Annotated in this window: 16 protein-coding genes; 8 read left to right on the forward strand and 8 right to left on the reverse strand. The window is 65.3% G+C overall.

Annotated features, from left to right (window positions below; genetic code table 11):
- Positions 1 to 754: 754 nt before the first annotated feature.
- Positions 755 to 892: a hypothetical protein gene (locus PMO31116_RS23675; RefSeq protein ID WP_174971225.1), complete on the reverse strand. Its 138-nt coding sequence runs from the start codon at positions 890 to 892 to the stop codon at positions 755 to 757.
- 171 nt (positions 893 to 1,063) lie between these two features.
- On the opposite strand from PMO31116_RS23675, the gene PMO31116_RS23680 reads away from it, so the two are divergent.
- From PMO31116_RS23680 to PMO31116_RS11880, 3 genes are all read left to right on the forward strand, one after another.
- A complete protein-coding gene (locus PMO31116_RS23680; RefSeq protein WP_174971228.1) occupies positions 1,064 to 1,231 on the forward strand; it encodes a hypothetical protein in 168 nt (55 codons plus the stop codon).
- The gene (locus PMO31116_RS11875) at positions 1,231 to 1,596 is read left to right on the forward strand and encodes a hypothetical protein (protein WP_150566898.1); all 366 of its coding nucleotides are present in this window, start codon (positions 1,231 to 1,233) and stop codon (positions 1,594 to 1,596) included. Before PMO31116_RS23680 ends, PMO31116_RS11875 begins: the two co-directional genes overlap by 1 nt.
- 223 nt (positions 1,597 to 1,819) lie before the next feature.
- Positions 1,820 to 3,280, forward strand: coding sequence for a M20 family metallopeptidase (locus PMO31116_RS11880; RefSeq protein WP_150566899.1), 1,461 nt, complete (start codon positions 1,820 to 1,822; stop codon positions 3,278 to 3,280).
- Positions 3,281 to 3,323: 43 nt separating this feature from the next.
- Here the strand turns inward: PMO31116_RS11880 and PMO31116_RS11885 are convergent, their stop codons facing one another.
- The 6 genes from PMO31116_RS11885 to PMO31116_RS11910 all read right to left on the reverse strand — a co-directional run bounded on the left by PMO31116_RS11885 (position 3,324) and on the right by PMO31116_RS11910 (position 9,473).
- Complete coding sequence (locus PMO31116_RS11885) at positions 3,324 to 4,577, reverse strand: hydantoinase/carbamoylase family amidase (protein ID WP_150566900.1); 1,254 nt, start codon at positions 4,575 to 4,577, stop codon at positions 3,324 to 3,326.
- Positions 4,578 to 4,730: 153 nt separating this feature from the next.
- Positions 4,731 to 5,681, reverse strand: coding sequence for a dihydroorotate dehydrogenase (locus PMO31116_RS11890; protein WP_150566901.1), 951 nt, complete (start codon positions 5,679 to 5,681; stop codon positions 4,731 to 4,733).
- Entirely contained in the window at positions 5,674 to 6,534 is an 861-nt protein-coding gene (locus PMO31116_RS11895) for a dihydroorotate dehydrogenase electron transfer subunit (RefSeq protein ID WP_150566902.1), read from the reverse strand. The genes PMO31116_RS11890 and PMO31116_RS11895 overlap by 8 nt, the downstream gene beginning before the upstream one ends.
- Positions 6,531 to 7,787, reverse strand: coding sequence for an MFS transporter (locus PMO31116_RS11900; RefSeq protein ID WP_150566903.1), 1,257 nt, complete (start codon positions 7,785 to 7,787; stop codon positions 6,531 to 6,533). Before PMO31116_RS11900 ends, PMO31116_RS11895 begins: the two co-directional genes overlap by 4 nt.
- A 128-nt stretch (positions 7,788 to 7,915) precedes the next feature.
- Entirely contained in the window at positions 7,916 to 8,242 is a 327-nt protein-coding gene (locus PMO31116_RS11905; protein WP_246185261.1) for a hypothetical protein, read from the reverse strand.
- 178 nt (positions 8,243 to 8,420) lie between these two features.
- On the reverse strand, positions 8,421 to 9,473 hold the full coding sequence (locus PMO31116_RS11910) for a porin (protein WP_023596800.1): 1,053 nt from the start codon (positions 9,471 to 9,473) through the stop codon (positions 8,421 to 8,423).
- Between the two features lie 532 nt (positions 9,474 to 10,005).
- Here PMO31116_RS11910 and PMO31116_RS11915 point away from each other — a divergent pair.
- The 5 genes from PMO31116_RS11915 (at position 10,006) to PMO31116_RS11935 (ending at position 17,108) form a co-directional block, all read left to right on the forward strand.
- Positions 10,006 to 10,848 carry a helix-turn-helix domain-containing protein gene (locus PMO31116_RS11915; protein ID WP_223272210.1) on the forward strand — a complete coding sequence of 281 codons (843 nt, stop codon included), beginning with the start codon at positions 10,006 to 10,008 and terminating at the stop codon, positions 10,846 to 10,848.
- A 301-nt stretch (positions 10,849 to 11,149) separates the two neighbouring features.
- On the forward strand, positions 11,150 to 12,829 hold the full coding sequence (locus PMO31116_RS11920; RefSeq protein ID WP_150566904.1) for a hypothetical protein: 1,680 nt from the start codon (positions 11,150 to 11,152) through the stop codon (positions 12,827 to 12,829).
- 362 nt (positions 12,830 to 13,191) lie between these two features.
- On the forward strand, positions 13,192 to 13,914 hold the full coding sequence (locus PMO31116_RS11925) for a gluconate 2-dehydrogenase subunit 3 family protein (RefSeq protein WP_023596797.1): 723 nt from the start codon (positions 13,192 to 13,194) through the stop codon (positions 13,912 to 13,914).
- A 3-nt stretch (positions 13,915 to 13,917) separates the two neighbouring features.
- Positions 13,918 to 15,693 carry a GMC family oxidoreductase gene (locus PMO31116_RS11930; protein WP_150566905.1) on the forward strand — a complete coding sequence of 592 codons (1,776 nt, stop codon included), beginning with the start codon at positions 13,918 to 13,920 and terminating at the stop codon, positions 15,691 to 15,693.
- A gap of 11 nt (positions 15,694 to 15,704) precedes the next feature.
- Positions 15,705 to 17,108 (forward strand): c-type cytochrome, encoded by a 1,404-nt coding sequence (locus PMO31116_RS11935; RefSeq protein ID WP_246185262.1) that lies wholly within the window; start codon positions 15,705 to 15,707, stop codon positions 17,106 to 17,108.
- A 148-nt stretch (positions 17,109 to 17,256) separates the two neighbouring features.
- Here the strand turns inward: PMO31116_RS11935 and PMO31116_RS11940 are convergent, their stop codons facing one another.
- Positions 17,257 to 18,555: an MFS transporter gene (locus PMO31116_RS11940; protein WP_150566906.1), complete on the reverse strand. Its 1,299-nt coding sequence runs from the start codon at positions 18,553 to 18,555 to the stop codon at positions 17,257 to 17,259.
- Positions 18,556 to 18,611: the final 56 nt, after the last annotated feature.

Consider the following 18,611-nt stretch of genomic DNA (forward strand, 5'->3'; position numbering starts at 1 on the left):
GCCGATGCGAGCGTCCATGCGGGTTGCGCGACAACTTGTCGCACCTGCGACATTCTGTCGCATTGACACGCTCGGACAAAATTCGCGAATCGCGTCACCTTGTCGGTTTTCCTCGTGCCGGCGACTTGTCTCGCAATCGCCACGAATGTGTGATCCCCCATGCCGCGACGCACCACGGATGAGGGGTTTACGGCTGCCCGGCAAAGCGCATACTAACCCTGCGTCTCGTCGATTCCGATAGCGAGAATCGATGACCGGCAAGGCTACGAACACTAATCAACGCGAGGTAACTTATGCACATCCGTTGGAAAAAAGTGTATTCGAGTGGTTGGGGAACGATTCATCACGAAGTGCCCCGTTCCCATCGCAGCGCCACTGAGCGCGAGCAGCTCTTTCAACGCCTTTTGGCGATCGCGATCGCTTGCAGCGTCGGCGGTTTCGTTATTTTGTCTGTCGGCGCGGCCTTCCTGGGACGCTAAAGTCACCGATCTTCCCGATCTTCTTTTTCGTGCGCGGCCCCGCCTACGGCGGGTTGCCGCGCATCGTTGCTCCCCCTGAAATCACGCCTTCCCCTTGCCGGACATGCTTGCCGACGCCCTCCAATGCTGAGCCGCGTGGCTGCATCGTCGCGCACCCTCAATCACCCGATTCGAACGAGCGGCCCCGCGCTGTCGAAACGTTTGGTTACATCTGCATTGCGTTTCGGAAATGCCGGTGCGATTGAATTCGGGAGCGTATCCCCAGGCGACGGGAATTAAATATCCAGCACAACAGACGCCACATCGCCTGAAAGAATCGTAGCGCGGTTGTCTAAAGCGGCGTTAAGCACGACGATAAACATCGCCATTGAAAAGGTTTGTCGTGGTTTGATGGCCGCATCCTGCAAGTTCACGCTATTGCAATTCCGAAAGAATAGTGCGATCTTGAGGCGAAGGCGCAATGTCGGAATTTTGGGTATTTCACCTATCGGAATTTGCCCGTATTGTCTTGCGCCTCAAAACTTTCGATAAAGAAGAAAAGAACAGATTGTGCGGGCCGGTTTGATTGCTTTGTGAGGTGCGTCATGGAAATTCGCTGGGAAAAGCTGTACTCGGGCGGATTGGGTCGTTTCTACGACACTTCGGAATCGAGCCGCCGACGGGCGCGGCGCGCGCAGTTGGCGTGGTTCGGCGTGGTCATCGGAATCGGCGTGGCCATCGGTGCCGTGGCGATCGCCTGGCGCTGGATCTAATGGATCGCGTCGGAACGTACCGCTCGGGGATATCAGGTGGTCTGCTCGTACTCGCGCTTGTCGCGAGCGGGGCGGCGCGCGCGCAGGCCGCGTCCGCGCCGGCGATGCCCACGGAACCGCTCGACGCCTCGGGCCAGCCCTGTGGCGCACTGCGTGCGCTGCCCGCCGACGTAACGCACTATCGCTACGAGGTGACGAACCGTTGCGCGCGGCAAGTGACCTTCTTCTGGCGCTGCAATGCGACGGACACCGAACACTCGCTCGACGTGCCGGCCCAGGGCCAGCGAGCGGCGCAGTGTGTGAAGGCCGACGGCGCCGCCGGTGAAATCGTCTTCCGGTTCGACCCACCGGGCACCGGAAACTGAGCGCGGCGGCACGGCCCTGCGGACACTGGCTTCGATCCGTTCCCGCCGTTCTGCCGGCGTGATCCCCTCGGTCTGCCAACGCCGTGACGCGGTGCTGCAGAGGCCACGTGAGCGTTTATCGGCCGGTCGCCAGCGGGCGTCGGAATCGCTATCATGACGCCATGCGGCGTGCCGGCATTCGTCCCGGCAAGCGCGCCGGACCCTCCCCAAGGACACGCCCCCCATGAACGATATCGTCACCCCGACCCAGCCGTCGCTCGACACGGCGGCATTGCGCGAATTCGTCGAGCGCAAATGGAACGATGAAATCCTCCACGCACTGACCGACTACATTGCCGTGCCCGCCAAGAGCCCCGGCTTCGATGCGGACTGGGCGCGCAACGGCTACATCGACCGGGTGGTGCGTGACGCCGCGCAGTGGACGGAACGCCAGCCGGTCAAGGGACTAAAGCTCGAAGTGATCCGTCTCGAAGGTCGTACGCCGGTCATCTTCTTCGAGGCACCGGCAACGCGCTCGGGCAGCAGCGAGACGATCGTGCTCTACGGGCACCTCGACAAGCAACCGGAATTCGACGGCTGGCGCAAGGATCTCGGCCCGTGGACGCCCAAGTTCGAAGACGGCAAGCTCTACGGCCGTGGCGGCGCCGACGACGGCTACGCCATCTATTCGAGCATTACCGCGCTGGCCGCCCTCGACGCCCAGGGCGTGGCGCGCCCGCGCTGTGTCGGTCTCATCGAGACGTGCGAAGAGTCAGGCAGCTACGATCTGCTGCCATACGTCGACGCGCTGCGCGACCGGCTCGGGCGCGTGGGACTGGTCGTGTGCCTCGATTCTGGCGCCGGCAACTACGATCAGTTGTGGTTGACCACGTCATTGCGTGGCCTGATCTCGGGCAGTCTGGAGGTGCAGGTGCTCGACGAGGGGATTCACTCCGGCGGCTATGGCGGCATCGCGCCGTCGAGCTTCCGCATCATGCGCCAGCTGTTCGAGCGTCTTGAGGACGCGGGCAGTGGCACGGTGCTGCCCAAGGGCTTTCATACCGCAATTCCGCTGCAGCGCCTGGACGAGGCCGAGGCGACGGCGCGCATTCTTGGCGACGACGTTTGGAAGAAGCTGCCCTGGGCCTGCGGCCAGGACGGTCTGTCCGTGCTGCCCACCACGACCGATCCCACCGAAGCGCTGCTCAACTCGACCTGGCGCCCGTCGCTGTCGGTCACCGGCGCGGCCGGCATGCCGGCGCTGGCCGATGCGGGCAACGTCCTGCGCCCGCGCACGGCGTTCAAGCTCTCGCTGCGGCTGCCGCCGCTGGTCGACGCGGTGCAGGCGGTGACCGAGCTCAAGTCGCTGCTCGAAGTGGATCCGCCATACAACGCCAAAGTGACGTTCAAGCCCGACGCCGGCGCGGCCTCCGGCTGGAACGCGCCGGAAGTGGCGCCCTGGTTGTCGTCCGCGCTGAACGTCGCGTCGCAACGCCATTACGGCGCCGACGTCGCCTTCATCGGGCAGGGCGGCACGATTCCGCTGATGAACACGCTGCAAGCCGGCTTCCCGAGCGCGCAGTTCATGGTGTGCGGCGTGCTCGGACCGAAGTCGAATGCGCACGGGCCGAACGAGTTCCTGCACGTGCCGTATGCGAAGAAGCTCACGGCAGCCGTGGCGGAGGTCATCGCGCTGGCACCCTGAGGCCTCGTCCTCGCACGTGGCAGAATGCGACGATCCGACGCGATCAGAGCCGGTAGGTGGTGTCGGCCATGACTTGCACGCCGCGCATGAAGTCGTCGATCGCCATGCTCTCGTGGGGATTGTGGGAGCCGTTGGCATTGCGCACGAACACCATGCCGCTGGGAATGCCGGCGTTGGCGAAGATGGCGGCGTCGTGGCCCGCGCCGCTGGGCACGCGCTCCTGCGGCAGGTCCAGCGCACGGCACGCGTCGACCAGCAGCGACGACACTTGCGCGTCCATGATCGCCGGGGCCGACGACAACCGGCGGTCGAACACGAATCGCACACCGCGGTCGCGCTCGATGGCACGGCATTCGGTGCGCATCAGTTCGTAGAACACGTCGAGCGTGTCGGGACTCTGGCTGCGCACCTCCAGACTGAAATCGACCTTGCCGGGAATGCGCGAGATGGCATGCTCGGCGGGGTCGGTGCCGACGATCCCGGTGGTGACCACGAGATCGATGCCGCGTTCGAGCAGGGCCCGCCAGTGCTCGTCGAGTCGCGTGATGAGATCGGCCACGGCGAACATGGCGTCATGCCGCAGCCAACGCGGCACCGCACCCGAGTGTCCCGCCTCACCGACACACGTCACGCGGTTGTGCCGCACATTGCCTCGAATGCCGGGCACGATCGCCACCGGCATGTCGCGCGCGACCATCACAGGCCCCTGTTCGATGTGCAGTTCGAGCCATGCCCGCGCGCGCGATGCATCGAACAGCGCCTGCCCCTCGCGAATGGCCTGCACGTCGGCCCCCGCTTCGGCCATGCATTGGCCGAGCGTGCGTCCGTGCGAGCGATGGGGCATGGCGAGATCCGCCTCGCTCAGCTTGCCGAAGAGCGCGCTCGATCCCATGTAGGCCCGCCCGAACCACGCGCTTTCCTCGCCGCGCAAGGCGAGCACGCGTACCGGCGTGGACGTGGGGCGCTGCGCCTGTCGTTGATCCACGAGACAAAGCAGGCCGGCGACGATGCCGGCCAGACCGTCGTAATTGCCGCCCTGGGGCACGGAATCGAGGTGTGAGCCGATCCAGGTGGCCGGTGCCTGGCCATCGTCGTCGGGAAGCGTGAACACGAGGTTGGCGCCCCGGTCGCGCGTGACCGTCAGCCCCTGACGGCCCGCCCACTCCGTCAGGTAGGAAGCCGCCGCCGTCTCGCCTTCGCCGTAGCTGTCGCGAGTGATGCCGACGCCGTCGTCGCCCAGGCGGCGAAGGTCGTCGAAGAGTTGCTCGGCCATGGGGGCCAGCGCGTTGAGTTCCATGAGAGTGCTTCTTTTCGCGACCGTAGCCGCTGGGGTTGCGTATGTCGTTGCGGATGTCATTGCGCATGGCGCTCCGCGTTCTTCCGTTGCGTGCTGCGTGCTGCGTGCTGCGTGCTGCGTGCTGCGCGTCGAGCAGCACGCGGGCCCTTCGTTTCAGCCCGACTGTTGCGCGAAGCGCAGCCAGCGATCGGTCAGTTGTGCGTCCAGCGCCACGGCGCCGGTGAGCGAGGCGATGGTCTCGACGCCCTGCGCGTCGCAGTACGCGTCGAGACCGTCGACGATGCGGCCCATCACGGCCGGATCGCGAAACGAGGCGGTGCCCACTTGCACGGCCGTGGCGCCGGCGAGCATGAACTCGATGGCATCGTCCGCCGTTTCGATGCCGCCGCACCCGATGATCGGAATCCGCACCGCTCGGTGGCATTGGTGCACGAGTCGTATCGCGAGCGGCTTGATGGCCGGTCCGGACAGGCCGCCCATCACGTTGCCGAGCTTGGGCTTGCGAGTGCGCACGTCGATCGCCATGCCGAGCACGGTGTTGCCCATGACGATGGCGTCGGCACCGGCATCTTCCGCGGCGCGTGCGATGAGCGCGATCTGACCGGCGTTCGGCGTGAGCTTGACCCAAAGCGGGTGCGCGGTGCGTCGACGAATCGCGCTCACCGCCTTGTACGTCGTCTCCGGCTGCATGGCGAAGGCCATCCCGTCGGCCTCGAGATTCGGGCAAGAGATGTTCGCTTCGATGGCCGCCACTTCCGGCAGCGACAACGTTGCGCACGCCAGCCCGAACGATTCCGCCGTGTCGGCGGAGACGGACACCACAACGGGGGTATCGAAGCGGGTGTAGGCGGGCAGCACGTCGCGCCGGTAGACGTCGAGCCCCTTGCTCGGAATGCCGATGGAGTTGAGCATGCCGCTGGCGGTCTCGGCCACGCGGGGCGTGGGATTGCCGGCTCGCGTGGCGGGCGAGACACTCTTGATCACGAGCGCGCCGAGGCGATCGAGATCAAGCGCTTCGGCGTATTCGACCGCGAAGCAGCCCGATGCGGGCATCACGGGATTGCGCAGTGTCAGCGCGCCGATACGAACGGAAAGATCAGCCAAAGTCCACCTCCCCGACCACGTCGCGAATGGGAAACACGGGGCCTTCGCGGCACACGCGAAGGAATTGCTTTTCGCCGTCGCAATCGAACAGGCGCACGCACGACAGGCATACGCCCATGCCGCACGCCATGCGTTGCTCCATGGCGACCTCGCCCGTGATATGCGGATGCGTGGCGAGTACGCGCTGAAGCAGCATCAGCAGGCGATGCGAGCCGCAGGTGTAGACGGCGTCGTGCGGTGCCGCGTCGAGCAGGGCGCGCACGCGGGGCTCGAGCGCTTCTACGCTGGACGAACCGTCACTGTCGAAGACGCAGTGGACGTCGGCCAGTTCGCGAGCCTGCGGCGAGCGCAGGAATTCGTCGCGCATCAGATCGGCTTCGCTGCGCGCCGACATTACGACGGTGAGCCGGAGTCCGGCCGCCGCGGCGCGCTGCACGAGCGGCGCCATCGTGGCGAGCCCCACGCCGCGTGCGACGAACATCACGCGTTGCCACGCGGTGTCGAGCGAGAAGGTGTTGCCGAGCGAGCCGACGATATCGAGCGTGGCGCCCTCGGCGAGTGTGGCGAGCGCGCGCGTGCCCACGCCGGTCACGTTGTACAGGAACTCAATGGTGTCCGGTTCCGGGCCCGTGCCGTACACGCTCATGGGGCGCAGCAGGAACGGCGCGTCGCTGTCGGTCACCGGGCACTTGAGCTGGTAGAACTGTCCTGGCTGCGTGGTCAGGGCGACGGGGGCATCGGCCTGCAGGCGCAAATAGCGATAGCGGGCATTCACGGCGCGATGACTCAGCACGCGGCAACGATGTGTCGCGACCGTGGGCGTGCGGCAAGCCGCATCATGCATGACGTTCATTCGAGTTCGACGCCTTTGAGTTCGGGAATGAGAAAGCGCGTGGCGAGCATGTCGAGCACATAGAGGCTCGCGAGCAGCGCGATGGCGATCTGAAAGGAGTAGCGTGCGGCAAGGGCGCCGACGACCACGGGACCCAGACCGCCGATCGCACGACCGATGTTCCACAGCACGTTCTGTGCCGTGGCCCGCGCGGCGGTGGGGTAGGCCTCGGACATGAGCGTGCCGTAGCCGCCGACCATACCGTTGACGAACATGCCCATGAGTGCGCCGGCGAAGAGCATGACCGTCGGGTCGGTCAGCTGCGAGTAGGCGATGACCATCACCACGGCGCCCGCCTGATAGAGCAGGAAGGTCGGTCGGCGCCCGATGCGATCGGCCAACTGCCCGAATGCCCATACGCCGAACATCATCCCGAGGACCGTGACGGCCGTCCAAAGACCGGACTTCGTGAGCGAGAAGCCGAGCTTCTGCGAGAGGAACGTCGGCAGCCAGATCATGATGCCGTAGTAGCCGAAGTTCTGAACCGAGCACAGAATCACGATGCCAAGGCTCACGCGCGTGGTGCGCGCGTCTTTCACGAGCAGACGAAAAGCGTTCGACCCGCCGGTCTTCGGTGCCTTGTCGCGTCGCACGAAGACTTCCGGCTCGTGCAGCTTGTTGCGCAACACCCAGGCCACGAGCGCGGGCAGCACTCCCACGACGAACATGCCGCGCCAGCCGATATGCATGAGCAGCAACGGCGTGAGCAGCGCGGCCGCGAGCACACCGGTTTGCCAGCCGAGTGCCACGTACGACGAGACGCGCGCACGCCTGGCTGCCGGCCAGGCTTCTGCCGCCAGCGCCATGCCGATGCCGAATTCCCCTCCGAGCCCGATGCCCGCGATCGTGCGGTACGCCAGCAGGTCCCAGAAACCCTGCGCGAGCGCGCACAGTCCCGTGAATACCGCGAACAGCAGTATCGTCCAGGTCAGCATGCGCACGCGTCCGTAACGGTCCGACAGCGCACCGAACAGGATGCCGCCCACGACGGCGCCGATGAGCGTCCACGTCACGAGGGCGCCGGCCTGACCGGGCGACAACTGAAGTCCGGCCGTGATGGCGGGCAGCATGAAACCCAGGATCAGCAAATCGAAGCCGTCCATCGCGTAGCCGATGGCGGAGCCGGCGAGCGCCTTCCATGCATAAGGGGTGACGGTGTCGTCGGACGCGGCAACCGCACGTTGCGCCCTCGGTGTGTTCAGGTTGGCTTCCATGGTCGGTTCCTGTGGGGGCGGCGAATCAACGCAGCGCCCGTAGCCCCGCGAGTTTCGTCCGGTTGTCTAAATTTTTAGACTGTCGAGATAAAAAAATACCCGGATCAGTGTGTCGGCCGCATCGTACGTCAGGCGTAGACGTCGGCCGTCGACTGGGCGGCAAAGTCGTTGAGCGCTTCGAGGAAGCGGGCGTCGGACGCCGATGCGGCGTCGCGAAGCGTTGTGGCGTGTGCCTTGGTACCCGTCAGGAATGCCTGGAATGTCTCGCTGTTGACGGCAACACCCGATTGACGTTCCGCAAACGTTTGCGCGGCCTGGGCGAGCAACAGCAGGGCGGCGGATTCGCGCGTGGCGGTGCGTGAGGCAGTCAGGCAACGCGCGGCGAAGTCTTCGATGTCGGACAAACCGACGGTGTCGCGCTGTAGCCAGGCGCAGGCGAGTTGCAGATCCATCATGCTCTCCTTTGTCTAAATATTTAGACTAAACGAACCGGGCAGGGCAGGCAAGACGAAAATTATCGGGTCATACCCTGATGGCGAGGTGCGGCGGCGGCCGTCGTTTCGGGCGCGAATGCGCCGCCGGCGCGGGTGCGGCAAGCGCTCCGGGCGAGCGGCGTCGCCCGGGCGCGGTGACTTAGAACTTCATGCGCAGGCCGGCGCCGTAGGTCTGCCCGGTCGACATGTCGCTCATGTGGTCGTACTTGTAGGCGGCATAGATGTCGGTGCGCTTGGACAGCGGATAGTCATAGCCGAGCGCCCACGTAGTGCGGCGCTGGTTGTCGCCCGAACCGTTCGATCCCGTGTACGCAACCGACGCCAGCACGCTGCCGCGCCCGAGCGGCACCGATGCGCCCAACTGCCCCGTATTGGCGTGGAAGTTGCCGCTGGCGGCCTGGCTCGCCACGAGCATGTACTGGGCGAACACCTTCACCACGGCGAAGTCGTACGACAGGCCGAGTTGCGCCGTGTTCTGGTTCGTCAGCCCGGTCACGCCCGGCAACTGCGAGCCGAAGTCGCCCGGCGTGGCGCTGAAGTTGACGTACTGATAGTTGAATGCGGCGGCGAACGGCCCGTTGCTGTAGTTGAGCGCGGCGCCCCATTTCTTCGCGCTGTGGTCGGCCGCACTATTGCCGGTGGCATACAGCAGCGTGCCGGTCAGGCCCGCGAATGCCGGCGAGGTGTACGCAATCGCGTTGTTCCAGGCCGAGTCCCCCACCACGCCTTGCGTCCCCAGACCCTTGTAGGTGTGGAAGATCATCGGCGAGAACGTGTACGAGTTGTTGAACGGGTTGAACTGGATGGTCGCGAGGTAGAGCGGCGTGGTGATGCGGCCAAGGCGAAGCGTGCCGGCGCCGTTCGACAGACCGACGTAGGCGTTGCGCGAGAAGAAACTGTCTCCCGCGAAGCGGCCGTAAGTGCCATTGTTCGGCTGGAAGTAGCTCTCGATCACGAAGAGCGCGTGGTTGCCGCCGCCCAGATCCTCATTGCCCGACAGACCCCAGAACGACGTGGTCATGCCGCCGCCTTGCTGCACCACGGCCGCATTGCCGCCCGGATTCTTGACAGAGCCGACGTAAGCGTCGGCCAGGCCGTAGAAATTCACACTCGATTGGGCGTGCGCGGCAGGCGCGAGTACCGCAGCGCTCAGCGCCGCGGCGCCAGCCAGTTTGTGCCAGGTGTTCATCATTCCCTCTTTGTTTGTATAAATTTGTGGACGGCGCGCAGACTATCACTGTCGGCGCTTGCGGTCACCCGTTGGCCACCCATTACGGGGCGGGCGCATGCCCACGAGACAGTCAGACGCATCCCACCGGGGGGGGCGCGTGCATCGGATCGTGCCAATGTCTAAAAAAATAGACAACCGGAAAAATATTCCGCGTGCCGAAATCCACACGGTCGTCAGGCGTCGCGCAACGGCGCGCGGGTGGGGCCGCGACGAAGGGGACGGCGTACCATCCCGTGCGTGTCGAATGGCGGTCAGGCGTCCGTCGAGCGCTCGTCCAATGTGCGGCGCACGACGGCAAGACGACGGTCGAGCGAGTGCCGAAGGGCTGTTGGCCACCGGTATAATCCCGGCACTGCAAAGCGGGCGCGGCATGATTGGCCGGGTCTCGCGTCGGCAACTGACAGGGGGCGATTTGAATCGAGCAGCGGCAACAACTCATGCATCGCGGGCGCCGAGAGGCGCGCGTTTCAATTTCCGGGCCATCGGCGAGCGCCTGCGCGCGTACCGGCTGGCGGCGGAGTTACGCAGTGAGGATGTGGCGGAGCAGCTCGATATCTCGCGCGCGGCCATCTACAAGCTGGAGCGCGGCGAGATCGTGAAAATCGACACGCTCGAGCGGCTCGCGGCGCTGCTGGGTGTGTCGCTGGCGAATCTGCTGGGCGTGGAGGTCGAATATCACGACTCTGCCGTGAGCTACTTCGAGCGCATGCGCCAGCTCGAGAGCCGCTCTGATCGGATCGTCGCGCACTTCGACCCGATTTCGTTTCTGCTGACCTCCGACGACTACGACGTCTGGCTGCGGCACATGCTCGACGAGAGTATTCCGCCCACGCTCGCAGACAAGCACTGGAGCAACACCATCGATCGTGTGCTTGGCATTCTGCAGGAGCGCAAGTCGAGTTTTTCGCGTCAGCGGCTGGCCGTGACCAGTCTCATCGGCCTGCGTCAAATCGAGCAGTTCCTGCATCATGGCCTGGTGGGGCGACTGGGGCTGCCGCCGGGCGTGCAGCTTGAGCGCAAGATGGCGGCGCGGCGTGAAGTCGCGCGAATCGTCGAGTTTCTCGAGGCCGATACCACGGGCGTGCAGATCGGCATCGTGAGCGACAACATGCCCAACGAGACATTCCAGATTTTCGAAGCCCAGGGCGAAGCCTATGTGGCGGTCTCGCCGTTCCGTCTCGGCGAGCTGCCGAATCTGCGCACCGGCATCGCCACGATCACGACGTCGCCCGACGGCGTTGGCATGTACCGCGCGATGATCGATCGGCTTTGGGCCGATTCGGCCAAGGGCAAGGAGGGTGCCGCGTTGCTCGGCCAATTGCTCGCACGGTTCTGATATACGGTCGGTGCCGCTGTCATTGTCATCCCCGTCTTGATTCCCTTGTGGGCCGCGCGATGCGGCCGGTGCGCGGCCAGCCACGCGCCCAGCGTGCGGGAAAGGGATGAGCCTGTGCCACAAAGCGAAATCTCCCGACACAATCGACATACCGCGTGCGCCATGCCCTCTAGTCTCCCTGCGCCTGAAGACCATTCGGTCTGGCGACAAGGAGATCACTCATATGGGATTGGCTCGGTTGTTTTCACCGCGCGCGTGCGCGCCCGTCGTATTACAAGCTTTTCATTCGAAGTCGCCGGAGGTGCACGACAGCTTCGGCAGTGATTTTCAACGGCTTGGCGGGGTGCCGGGCGTGACCGGCAACGCGCGGGCATGGCGCACCTGTCCGTCGCGCGCGCGCGTCGAGATCGCCGGAACGTCACAGGTGACGTTCAACGCGTGGCTGCTCGACTCGTCTCGCGACATTCAGGCGGTGCGCAATCTGGCGGGCGCATCGCGCGATGCGCGCAGTCACCTCAAGGCGTGGCGCACTTCGTATCTTGCGGCCGCCGACGTCGATCGGGCATTCGAGACGGCGAGATACGAGGCGCTCAGCGGCATCGCGCGCGGGGAGGTGCTCGAGGACTTGCCTCGACTACGACGCTTCGACATGGCGGCTTACGGCGTGCAGGCGGCATCGGTGGCGGGCATCGGGCAACTGATCGCCGAACTCGATGCGGCGCTGGGCGACGCGGTGAACCATCCGCTGGCGCCACGCTTGACCCTCGTGCGCGAAGACCTGGCCAGGCTGCGCGACGAAATGGCCGCCTTCACCACGAAATCGCTGAACAATAAGCTCACTCAAATCGCGTACGATCGCCGGGATCTGTTCCTGCTCAACGAGATGGCCCGCGAGGCGGAAAAGGAGCGCGCCCGCGGCGGCGCCGATGTGCCGCTGCGCCTGGCGTTTCGCGGTGACCGATGCGTATTGAAGCCGGCGAAGTCGCGTGCCTGGCTGGCAAGCGGGACGCATCGCGCGAAACGCGAAGCCGGCAATCTGGCGATGCTGATCGGTCTGCCGACGGGCGCCCCCGTCACGCTCAATACGCTGCGTGCCCGCGGTTTCGGATGCCACGAAAACACCGTCGTGCTCAACGATGCGAAATCGGCGTACGCCTCGGCGGGCGATCACACTTCATGGTTTTTCAACCGCATCCGGGAGATGGAGCGGAGCCGGCAGCAGGCGAACGAGGTGCTCTCGCAGATGCGAAGCACAGCGACGTCGGCGTTACCACCCGCATACACCGTGCCCAAGGGGATCGTCGAAGGCGTGGTCGACGGCGACGTGCAGCGCGTGCCGTCGATGTCGGTGCGCGCTTCCGAGTGGCATGCCGATCTGGCGAAGGTAGGGCGGGCGAGTGCGGCGCCGGACGATGCCTCGTATCGGCGCAGTCCGAGCGTGGACGATGCGGCGTCGGAACGGCGCGGGGCCGGGCATCGGAGCGAGCGCCGGCCTGAGGCGCGAGAGCGCAAGCCCGTGGCGTCGCCGCAGCCGGTGTTTGGGCCGGACCGTGCGACGCGCCTGTACCGGCGCGCGCCGGTCGATGTCATCCCGGAGCTCCGGGAGGAGGGCGACGACGTATCGTCGATGTCCCGTCTCTCGTTGCGATCGGGCGTGACGTCGGTCTATTCCAAATCGCCGGGGTCTCGTCCCGCGTCAAGCACGCGCTTCGGGTTCGATACGGTGGATGCGGGCGCGTCGCTGTCGCATGACGGGGTCTACAGCGGGCGCCTGGATCGATTTAACGAGCCGGTGGAACAAGTGATGGCGTGGCATCGCGCCAGCGCGCACCCGCGCACCAGCCCGAGGCCGTCGGTAGCGCTGCCCGTCGTGCTCTCGCGGCGCGGGTCGACCCCGCCGCCGTTGCCGAAATCGCCGCCGCCGGATTCACCGAATTCACTGAGTTCCGCTGGCAAATCCAGCGAGCCGTCCGACGTCTGACCGATATTCGCCGGGCGCCGGGTCGTCTCCCGCCGGGGGGTGGGGACGGCCCGATTTCCGTTCGCAAGTCGGTGGCCGGCACTCCTGACTTTCCGTCGCGAACATGACCCCGCACGTTTCGCCTTTCAAAACGCTTCGTGCGCGCGCAATAGTAAATATTTTAATTATCTGCAAGCCTTTTTAATCAACGCGTTGCGCAATTTACGCAACGATCTCTGGCTTTGCCATGTAGGGAACTTGTCAGTAGAATGGCCGCGTTAATGCGCTACGCGAGGTGAATAGCCTGTCAGGTTTTCCTCACGCATGGCGAGCCATCGCTTGACTGTCATGCGTGATTCGTCCCCCCAAAAACGGAGAACTCCATGTCACAGGACAAGGAACCGCGCCGGCGCTTTTTGCGCCAGGTGCTGGCGATCGTGCCTGCCACGACTCTCGCCACCGGTGCGACGCTTACGCAGTCCGCCTGTAGCAGCGACAAACCTGCTGCCCCCGCCGCTTCCAATGCATCCTACGAGCCCAAGTACTTCACCGCCGACGAATGGCGTTTCGTGAACGCGGCCGTCGATCGACTCATTCCCGCCGACGAGCTCGGCCCGGGCGCGCTGCAGGCCGACGTGCCGCAGTTCATCGATCGCCAGATGGAGACCCCGTTCGGTCACGGCAAGCTCTGGTACATGCAGGGGCCGTTCCATACCGATCAGCCGCCCGAGATGGGTTACCAGCTGAGTCTCGTGCCGCGCGACATCTACCGCCACGGCATCGCGGCATGCGACGCCTACTGCAAGAAGCAGTTCAACAAGGCGTTCGCCGATCTCGATCACGCCACGCAGGAGGCCGTGCTCGGCGACATGGAGCACGCGAAGATCGAATTCGAAAGCGTGCCCGCGCGCACGTTCTTCTCGTATCTGCTGGCCAACACCAAGGAGGGCTTCCTCTCGGACCCGATCCATGGCGGCAACAAGGACATGGTCGGCTGGAAGCTGGTGGGCTTTCCCGGCGCGCGCGCCGACTTCATGGACTGGGTGGATCAACCCAACGTCAAGTACCCGTACGGGCCTGTGTCGATTTCCGGAAAGCGGGGCTAAACCATGGCAATCAAGAAAGAAAAGGTCGACGCCGTCATCGTGGGCTTCGGCTGGACCGGGGCGATCCTCGGCCAGGAGCTCACCGATGCGGGGCTGAACGTGGTGGCGCTCGAACGCGGCGCGATGCGCGACACGCCGACCGACGCGCAATATCCGAAGGTGATCGACGAACTCGAATACTCCGTGCGTGGCAAGCTGTTCCAGGAACTGGCACGCGAGACGGTCACGATCCGTCATACGCCGGATGACCTGGCCGTGCCGTACCGTCAGAACGGCTCGTTCCTGCTGGGCAACGGCGTGGGTGGGGCAGGCTTTCACTGGAACGGCATGCACTACCGGATCCTGCCCGAAGAGCTCAAGCTGCGCAGCCACTACGAAGAGCGCTACGGGAAGAAGTTCATCCCCGAAGGCATGACGATTCAGGACTTCGGTGTGACCTACGAGGAACTCGAGCCGCATTTCGACTTTGCCGAGAAAGTGTTCGGTACCTCGGGCAAGGCCGGCAACCTGAACGGCAAGATCGTCCCGGGCGGCAACCCGCGCGAAGGGGCTCGCTCGAGCGAATATCCGACGCCGCCGCTGCAGAATACCTATGGCGCCACGCTGTTCGAGAAGGCAGCACGCGAGGTCGGCTTCAACCCCTATCCCGCACCCGCGGCCAATACCTCCCAGCCCTACACGAACCCGTACGGCGTGCGACTCGGGCCGTGCAATTTCTGCGGATTCTGCGAGAACTACGGCTGCTACATGTATTCGAAGGCCTCGCCGCAGACGACCATCATGCCGGTGCTGCTCAAGAAGCCCAACTTCGAATTGCGCCCGCATTCGTATGTCGTGAAGGTCAATCTCGACAGTGAGGGCAAGAAGGCCACGGGGGTGACGTACATCGATGCGCAGGGCCGCGAGGTCGAGCAACCCGCGGACATCGTCATCATGGCCGCGTACCAGTTGCACAACGTGCGGCTGCTGCTGCTTTCGGGCATCGGCAAACCCTACGACCCGAAGACGGGGGAGGGCGTCGTCGGCAAGAACTACGCCTACCAGATGAACGGCGCCGTGAACGTGCTGCTGCCCAAGGGCACGCAGCTCAATCCGTTCATCGGCACCGGCGCGGGCGGCGTGTCGATGGACGACCTCAACGGCGACCAGTTCGATCACGGTCCGCTCGGCTTCATCGGCGGTGCGAGCATTCGCCACGTGCGGTACGGTGGCCGTCCCATCAAGATGACGCCGACCGTGCCGGGCACGCCCGCGTGGGGCAGCAAGTGGAAGGCCGGCATCGCCGACGCATACCAGCGCTACATGACCATCGGCATTTCCGGGTCTGTCATGTCGTATCGCGACGCCTGTCTCGATCTCGATCCGACGTACAAGGACGCCTACGGCGTGCCGCTGCTGCGCATGACCTTCGACTGGCACGACAACGAGTACGCCATGCTCGGCTACATGGGCGATCGGATGGAGGAAGTCGGCAAGGCCATGAATCCCGAGAAGGTCTTCCGCGCGATTCGCAAGAAGGGCTCGCATTACGACACGCGGATCTACCAGAGCACGCACACGACGGGCGGCGCCATCATGGGCACGAATCCGTCGAACAGCGTGGTCAACAAGTATCTGCAGAGCTGGGACGTGTCGAACGTGTTCGTGATGGGGGCTTCGGCGTTCCCGCAGAACATGGGTTACAACCCCACGGGCGTGGTGGCGGCGCTGGCGTACTGGTCCGCGAAGGCGATTCGCGAGCAGTATCTCAAGAACGCCGGCCCGCTGGTGCAGGCCTGAGGAGCGCAACCATGATCCGCAAAACGATGATGAAACGCTCGGTTGGCGCGCTCACGCTCGGCGTGCTTGCCTTCGCCGCCACGGCCGTGTGGGCACAGAATGCCGCGCCACCGGCGTCGCCGAGTGTGTCGCCGGTGCCGACGCCGTCGGTCGGCGCCTCGGCCGTGACCGCCGCGGGTACGCAAGTGCCCGCGGCCAACGATCCGCAGGCGCAGCTCGTCAAGCAGGGCGAATACCTCGCGCGCGCGGCCGACTGCGCAGCGTGCCACACGGCGCCCAAGGGCAAGCCGTTCGCGGGCGGTCTGCCGATTGCCTCGCCCATCGGCACGATCTACTCGACGAACATCACGCCGGACAAGGACACCGGTATCGGCAATTACAGCCTCGAAGACTTCGACAAGGCCGTGCGCCACGGCGTTGCGAAGAACGGCGACACGCTGTATCCGGCCATGCCTTACACCTCGTACGCGAAGGTGCGCCCGGCGGACGTCAAAGCGCTTTATGCGTATTTCATGAGCGGCGTGCAGCCGGTTGCGCAGGCCAACAAGGCAGCGGACATTCCCTGGCCGATGTCCATGCGCTGGCCGCTGTCGATCTGGCGCAAGATGTTCGCGCCGGCCGTCGTTGCCGACGCCGCCTCGACCGATAACGACCCGATTTCGCGCGGCCGGTATCTCGTGGAGGGGCTGGGCCACTGCAGTGCTTGCCACACGCCGCGCGGCTTCGCGTTGCAGGAAAAGGCGTTGACCGACGACAGCACCGCATTCCTCTCGGGCGGCGTGGTCGACAACTTCCTCGCGAAGAACCTTCGCGGCGATGTGACCGACGGGCTGGGCAACTGGTCCGAGGGCGACATCACGGCGTTCCTCAAGGGCGGGCGCAACGATCACTCGGCCGCGTTCGGTGGCATGACGGACGTCGTGCAGCACAGCACTCAGTACATGAACGACGACGACCTCACGGCCATCGCCAAGTACCTGAAGACGCTCAAGCCTGTCGACCCCAACGCCAAGACGCTCGCCTACGACGATACCGTGGCCAAGGCCTTGCGCACCGGGACCGACAAGAGCAACGGTGCGTTGACGTTCCTCGATAACTGTGCGGCGTGCCACCGCAGCACGGGCAAGGGGTACACGCAAACGTTCCCAACGCTTGCCTTGAGCTCGACGGTGAATTCGGCCGACCCGACCTCGCTCATCCACATCGTGTTGCGCGGTGGCCAGATGCCGTGGACGAAATCGGCGCCGACGCAATACGCGATGCCGGGCTTCGACGACCGCCTGACCGATCAGGACGTGGCGGACGTGCTGACCTTCGTGCGCTCGAGTTGGGGTAACAAGGCGCCGGCCGTGACCGCGGCACAGGTGGCCAAGGTGCGCAAGGACGTCGGCGCCGCCGCGCAGCCGCAGCGTTGACGCCGGGCCGCGCCGGCGGTGATCGGCGGCGCGCAGGATCGGCCTGTGCTGAAATGAAGCCCCGCCCGGAAGCAACGCCGGCGGGGCTTTTTCTTCATCGCGCCGATGGCGGCGCCACCGGTCGCGCGCCGACGTCGTCGTATGCGACTCAGGCGCTCGCCGGGACGGCCTGGCGCACCGGTGGCACGACGCTCGCGTCGTCGATAGGGAAGTGCAGGGCGGCCGCCGCCGCGCCGAGGATCGCGGTCACTGCCCAGATGAGGTTGTAGGAACCGGTGACGTCGAGCACGTAGCCACCCAGCCACGCGCCGAGAAAGGAGCCGACCTGATGGCTCATGAAGCACACGCCGAAGAGCGTGCCGAGATGCCGGGTCCCGAACACCTTGGCCACGAGCCCGCTCGTCAGCGGCACCGTGCCCAGCCAGGTGAGCCCCATGACCGCGGCAAAGATCACCACGCTCGCGTCCGTCTTCGGCAGCAGGAAGAACAATGCGATGGCCGCGCCGCGCAGCAGATACAGCCAGCCGAGCACATGGTGCTGGCGATAGCGTCCGCCGAGCCAGCCGCACGCCCAGCTCCCGAGCATGTTGAACAGGCCGATAAGTGCAAGCGCCGTGGCGCCCAATCCGATCGGCATGTGGCACATCACCAGATAGCCCGGCAAATGCGTGGCGATGAAAGCCAGCTGAAAGCCGCAGGTGAAAAAGCCGAGCGTGAGCAACTGAAAGCCGCGATGCGTGCGCGCCTGACCGAGCACCTCACGTAACGACACATGCTCGCCGTCCTGGTGCGCGGCGGCGGTCGGCGGCGCCGGTACGGCACTGGCGCCTGCCGCGTCCATTCGCGCGTTGCGTCGGTGCAGCGTCATGAGCAGGCCCAGCGGCGCGGCGCAGCACAGGATCAGTGCGAGCACGAAAAGCGACGTCGATACGCCGTAGGTCTGACGCAGCCCTTGCGCTATCGGCACGAGCGCGACCTGGCCAAGCGAGCCGCCCGCGCTCACGAGTCCCATGGCCATGGTGCGCTTCTCGGGCGTGACCGCGCGGCTCACGGCGGGCAGCACCACACCGAACGTCGTGCAACTGATACCCAGCCCGACGAGCACGCCCAGGCCAATGACCAGCCAAAGACCCGACGGCGCGAGTGCGGCCATGCCGAGCCCGGCGGCGAAGGCCACGGCGCCGAACGCGACCACGGGTGCCGGCCCGAGGCGATCCGCCATCGCACCCGCGAACGGCTGCGCAAATCCCCAGACCAGGTTGTGCAGCGCGATGGCGAAAGCGACGAGCGTGACCGGCACGCCGCGATCGTAGGAAAACGGATTGATGAACAGCCCGAAGGTCTGGCGAGTGCCCATCGCGGCACTCAGCACGAGCGCGCCGGCCAGGATGATCAGGGTGACGCGCCCTTGTAGCGAGGGCGATGCGGGAATGGCAGTGTTAGACATGGTGAAGAGTCCTCCTCACCATAGTCTCGCAATGAAATTCCCATGTGGCAAAGGAG

Source organism: Pandoraea morbifera (assembly GCF_902459575.1).
Lineage (GTDB): Bacteria > Pseudomonadota > Gammaproteobacteria > Burkholderiales > Burkholderiaceae > Pandoraea > Pandoraea morbifera.

Excerpts from the sequence above, each read along its gene's own strand:
- PMO31116_RS11900 (WP_150566903.1), bottom strand. The coding sequence starts at position 7,787 with ATGGAAGCCAACCTGAACACACCGAGGGCGCAACGTGCGGTTGCCGCG.
- PMO31116_RS11930 (WP_150566905.1), top strand. The coding sequence starts at position 13,918 with ATGGCAATCAAGAAAGAAAAGGTCGACGCCGTCATCGTGGGCTTCGGC.
- PMO31116_RS11880 (WP_150566899.1), top strand. The coding sequence starts at position 1,820 with ATGAACGATATCGTCACCCCGACCCAGCCGTCGCTCGACACGGCGGCA.
- PMO31116_RS11910 (WP_023596800.1), bottom strand. The coding sequence starts at position 9,473 with ATGATGAACACCTGGCACAAACTGGCTGGCGCCGCGGCGCTGAGCGCT.
- PMO31116_RS11935 (WP_246185262.1), top strand. The coding sequence starts at position 15,705 with ATGATCCGCAAAACGATGATGAAACGCTCGGTTGGCGCGCTCACGCTC.
- PMO31116_RS11905 (WP_246185261.1), bottom strand. The coding sequence starts at position 8,242 with ATGATGGATCTGCAACTCGCCTGCGCCTGGCTACAGCGCGACACCGTC.
- PMO31116_RS23680 (WP_174971228.1), top strand. The coding sequence starts at position 1,064 with ATGGAAATTCGCTGGGAAAAGCTGTACTCGGGCGGATTGGGTCGTTTC.
- PMO31116_RS11885 (WP_150566900.1), bottom strand. The coding sequence starts at position 4,577 with ATGGAACTCAACGCGCTGGCCCCCATGGCCGAGCAACTCTTCGACGAC.
- PMO31116_RS11875 (WP_150566898.1), top strand. The coding sequence starts at position 1,231 with ATGGATCGCGTCGGAACGTACCGCTCGGGGATATCAGGTGGTCTGCTC.
- PMO31116_RS11925 (WP_023596797.1), top strand. The coding sequence starts at position 13,192 with ATGTCACAGGACAAGGAACCGCGCCGGCGCTTTTTGCGCCAGGTGCTG.
- PMO31116_RS11940 (WP_150566906.1), bottom strand. The coding sequence starts at position 18,555 with ATGTCTAACACTGCCATTCCCGCATCGCCCTCGCTACAAGGGCGCGTC.
- PMO31116_RS11895 (WP_150566902.1), bottom strand. The coding sequence starts at position 6,534 with ATGAACGTCATGCATGATGCGGCTTGCCGCACGCCCACGGTCGCGACA.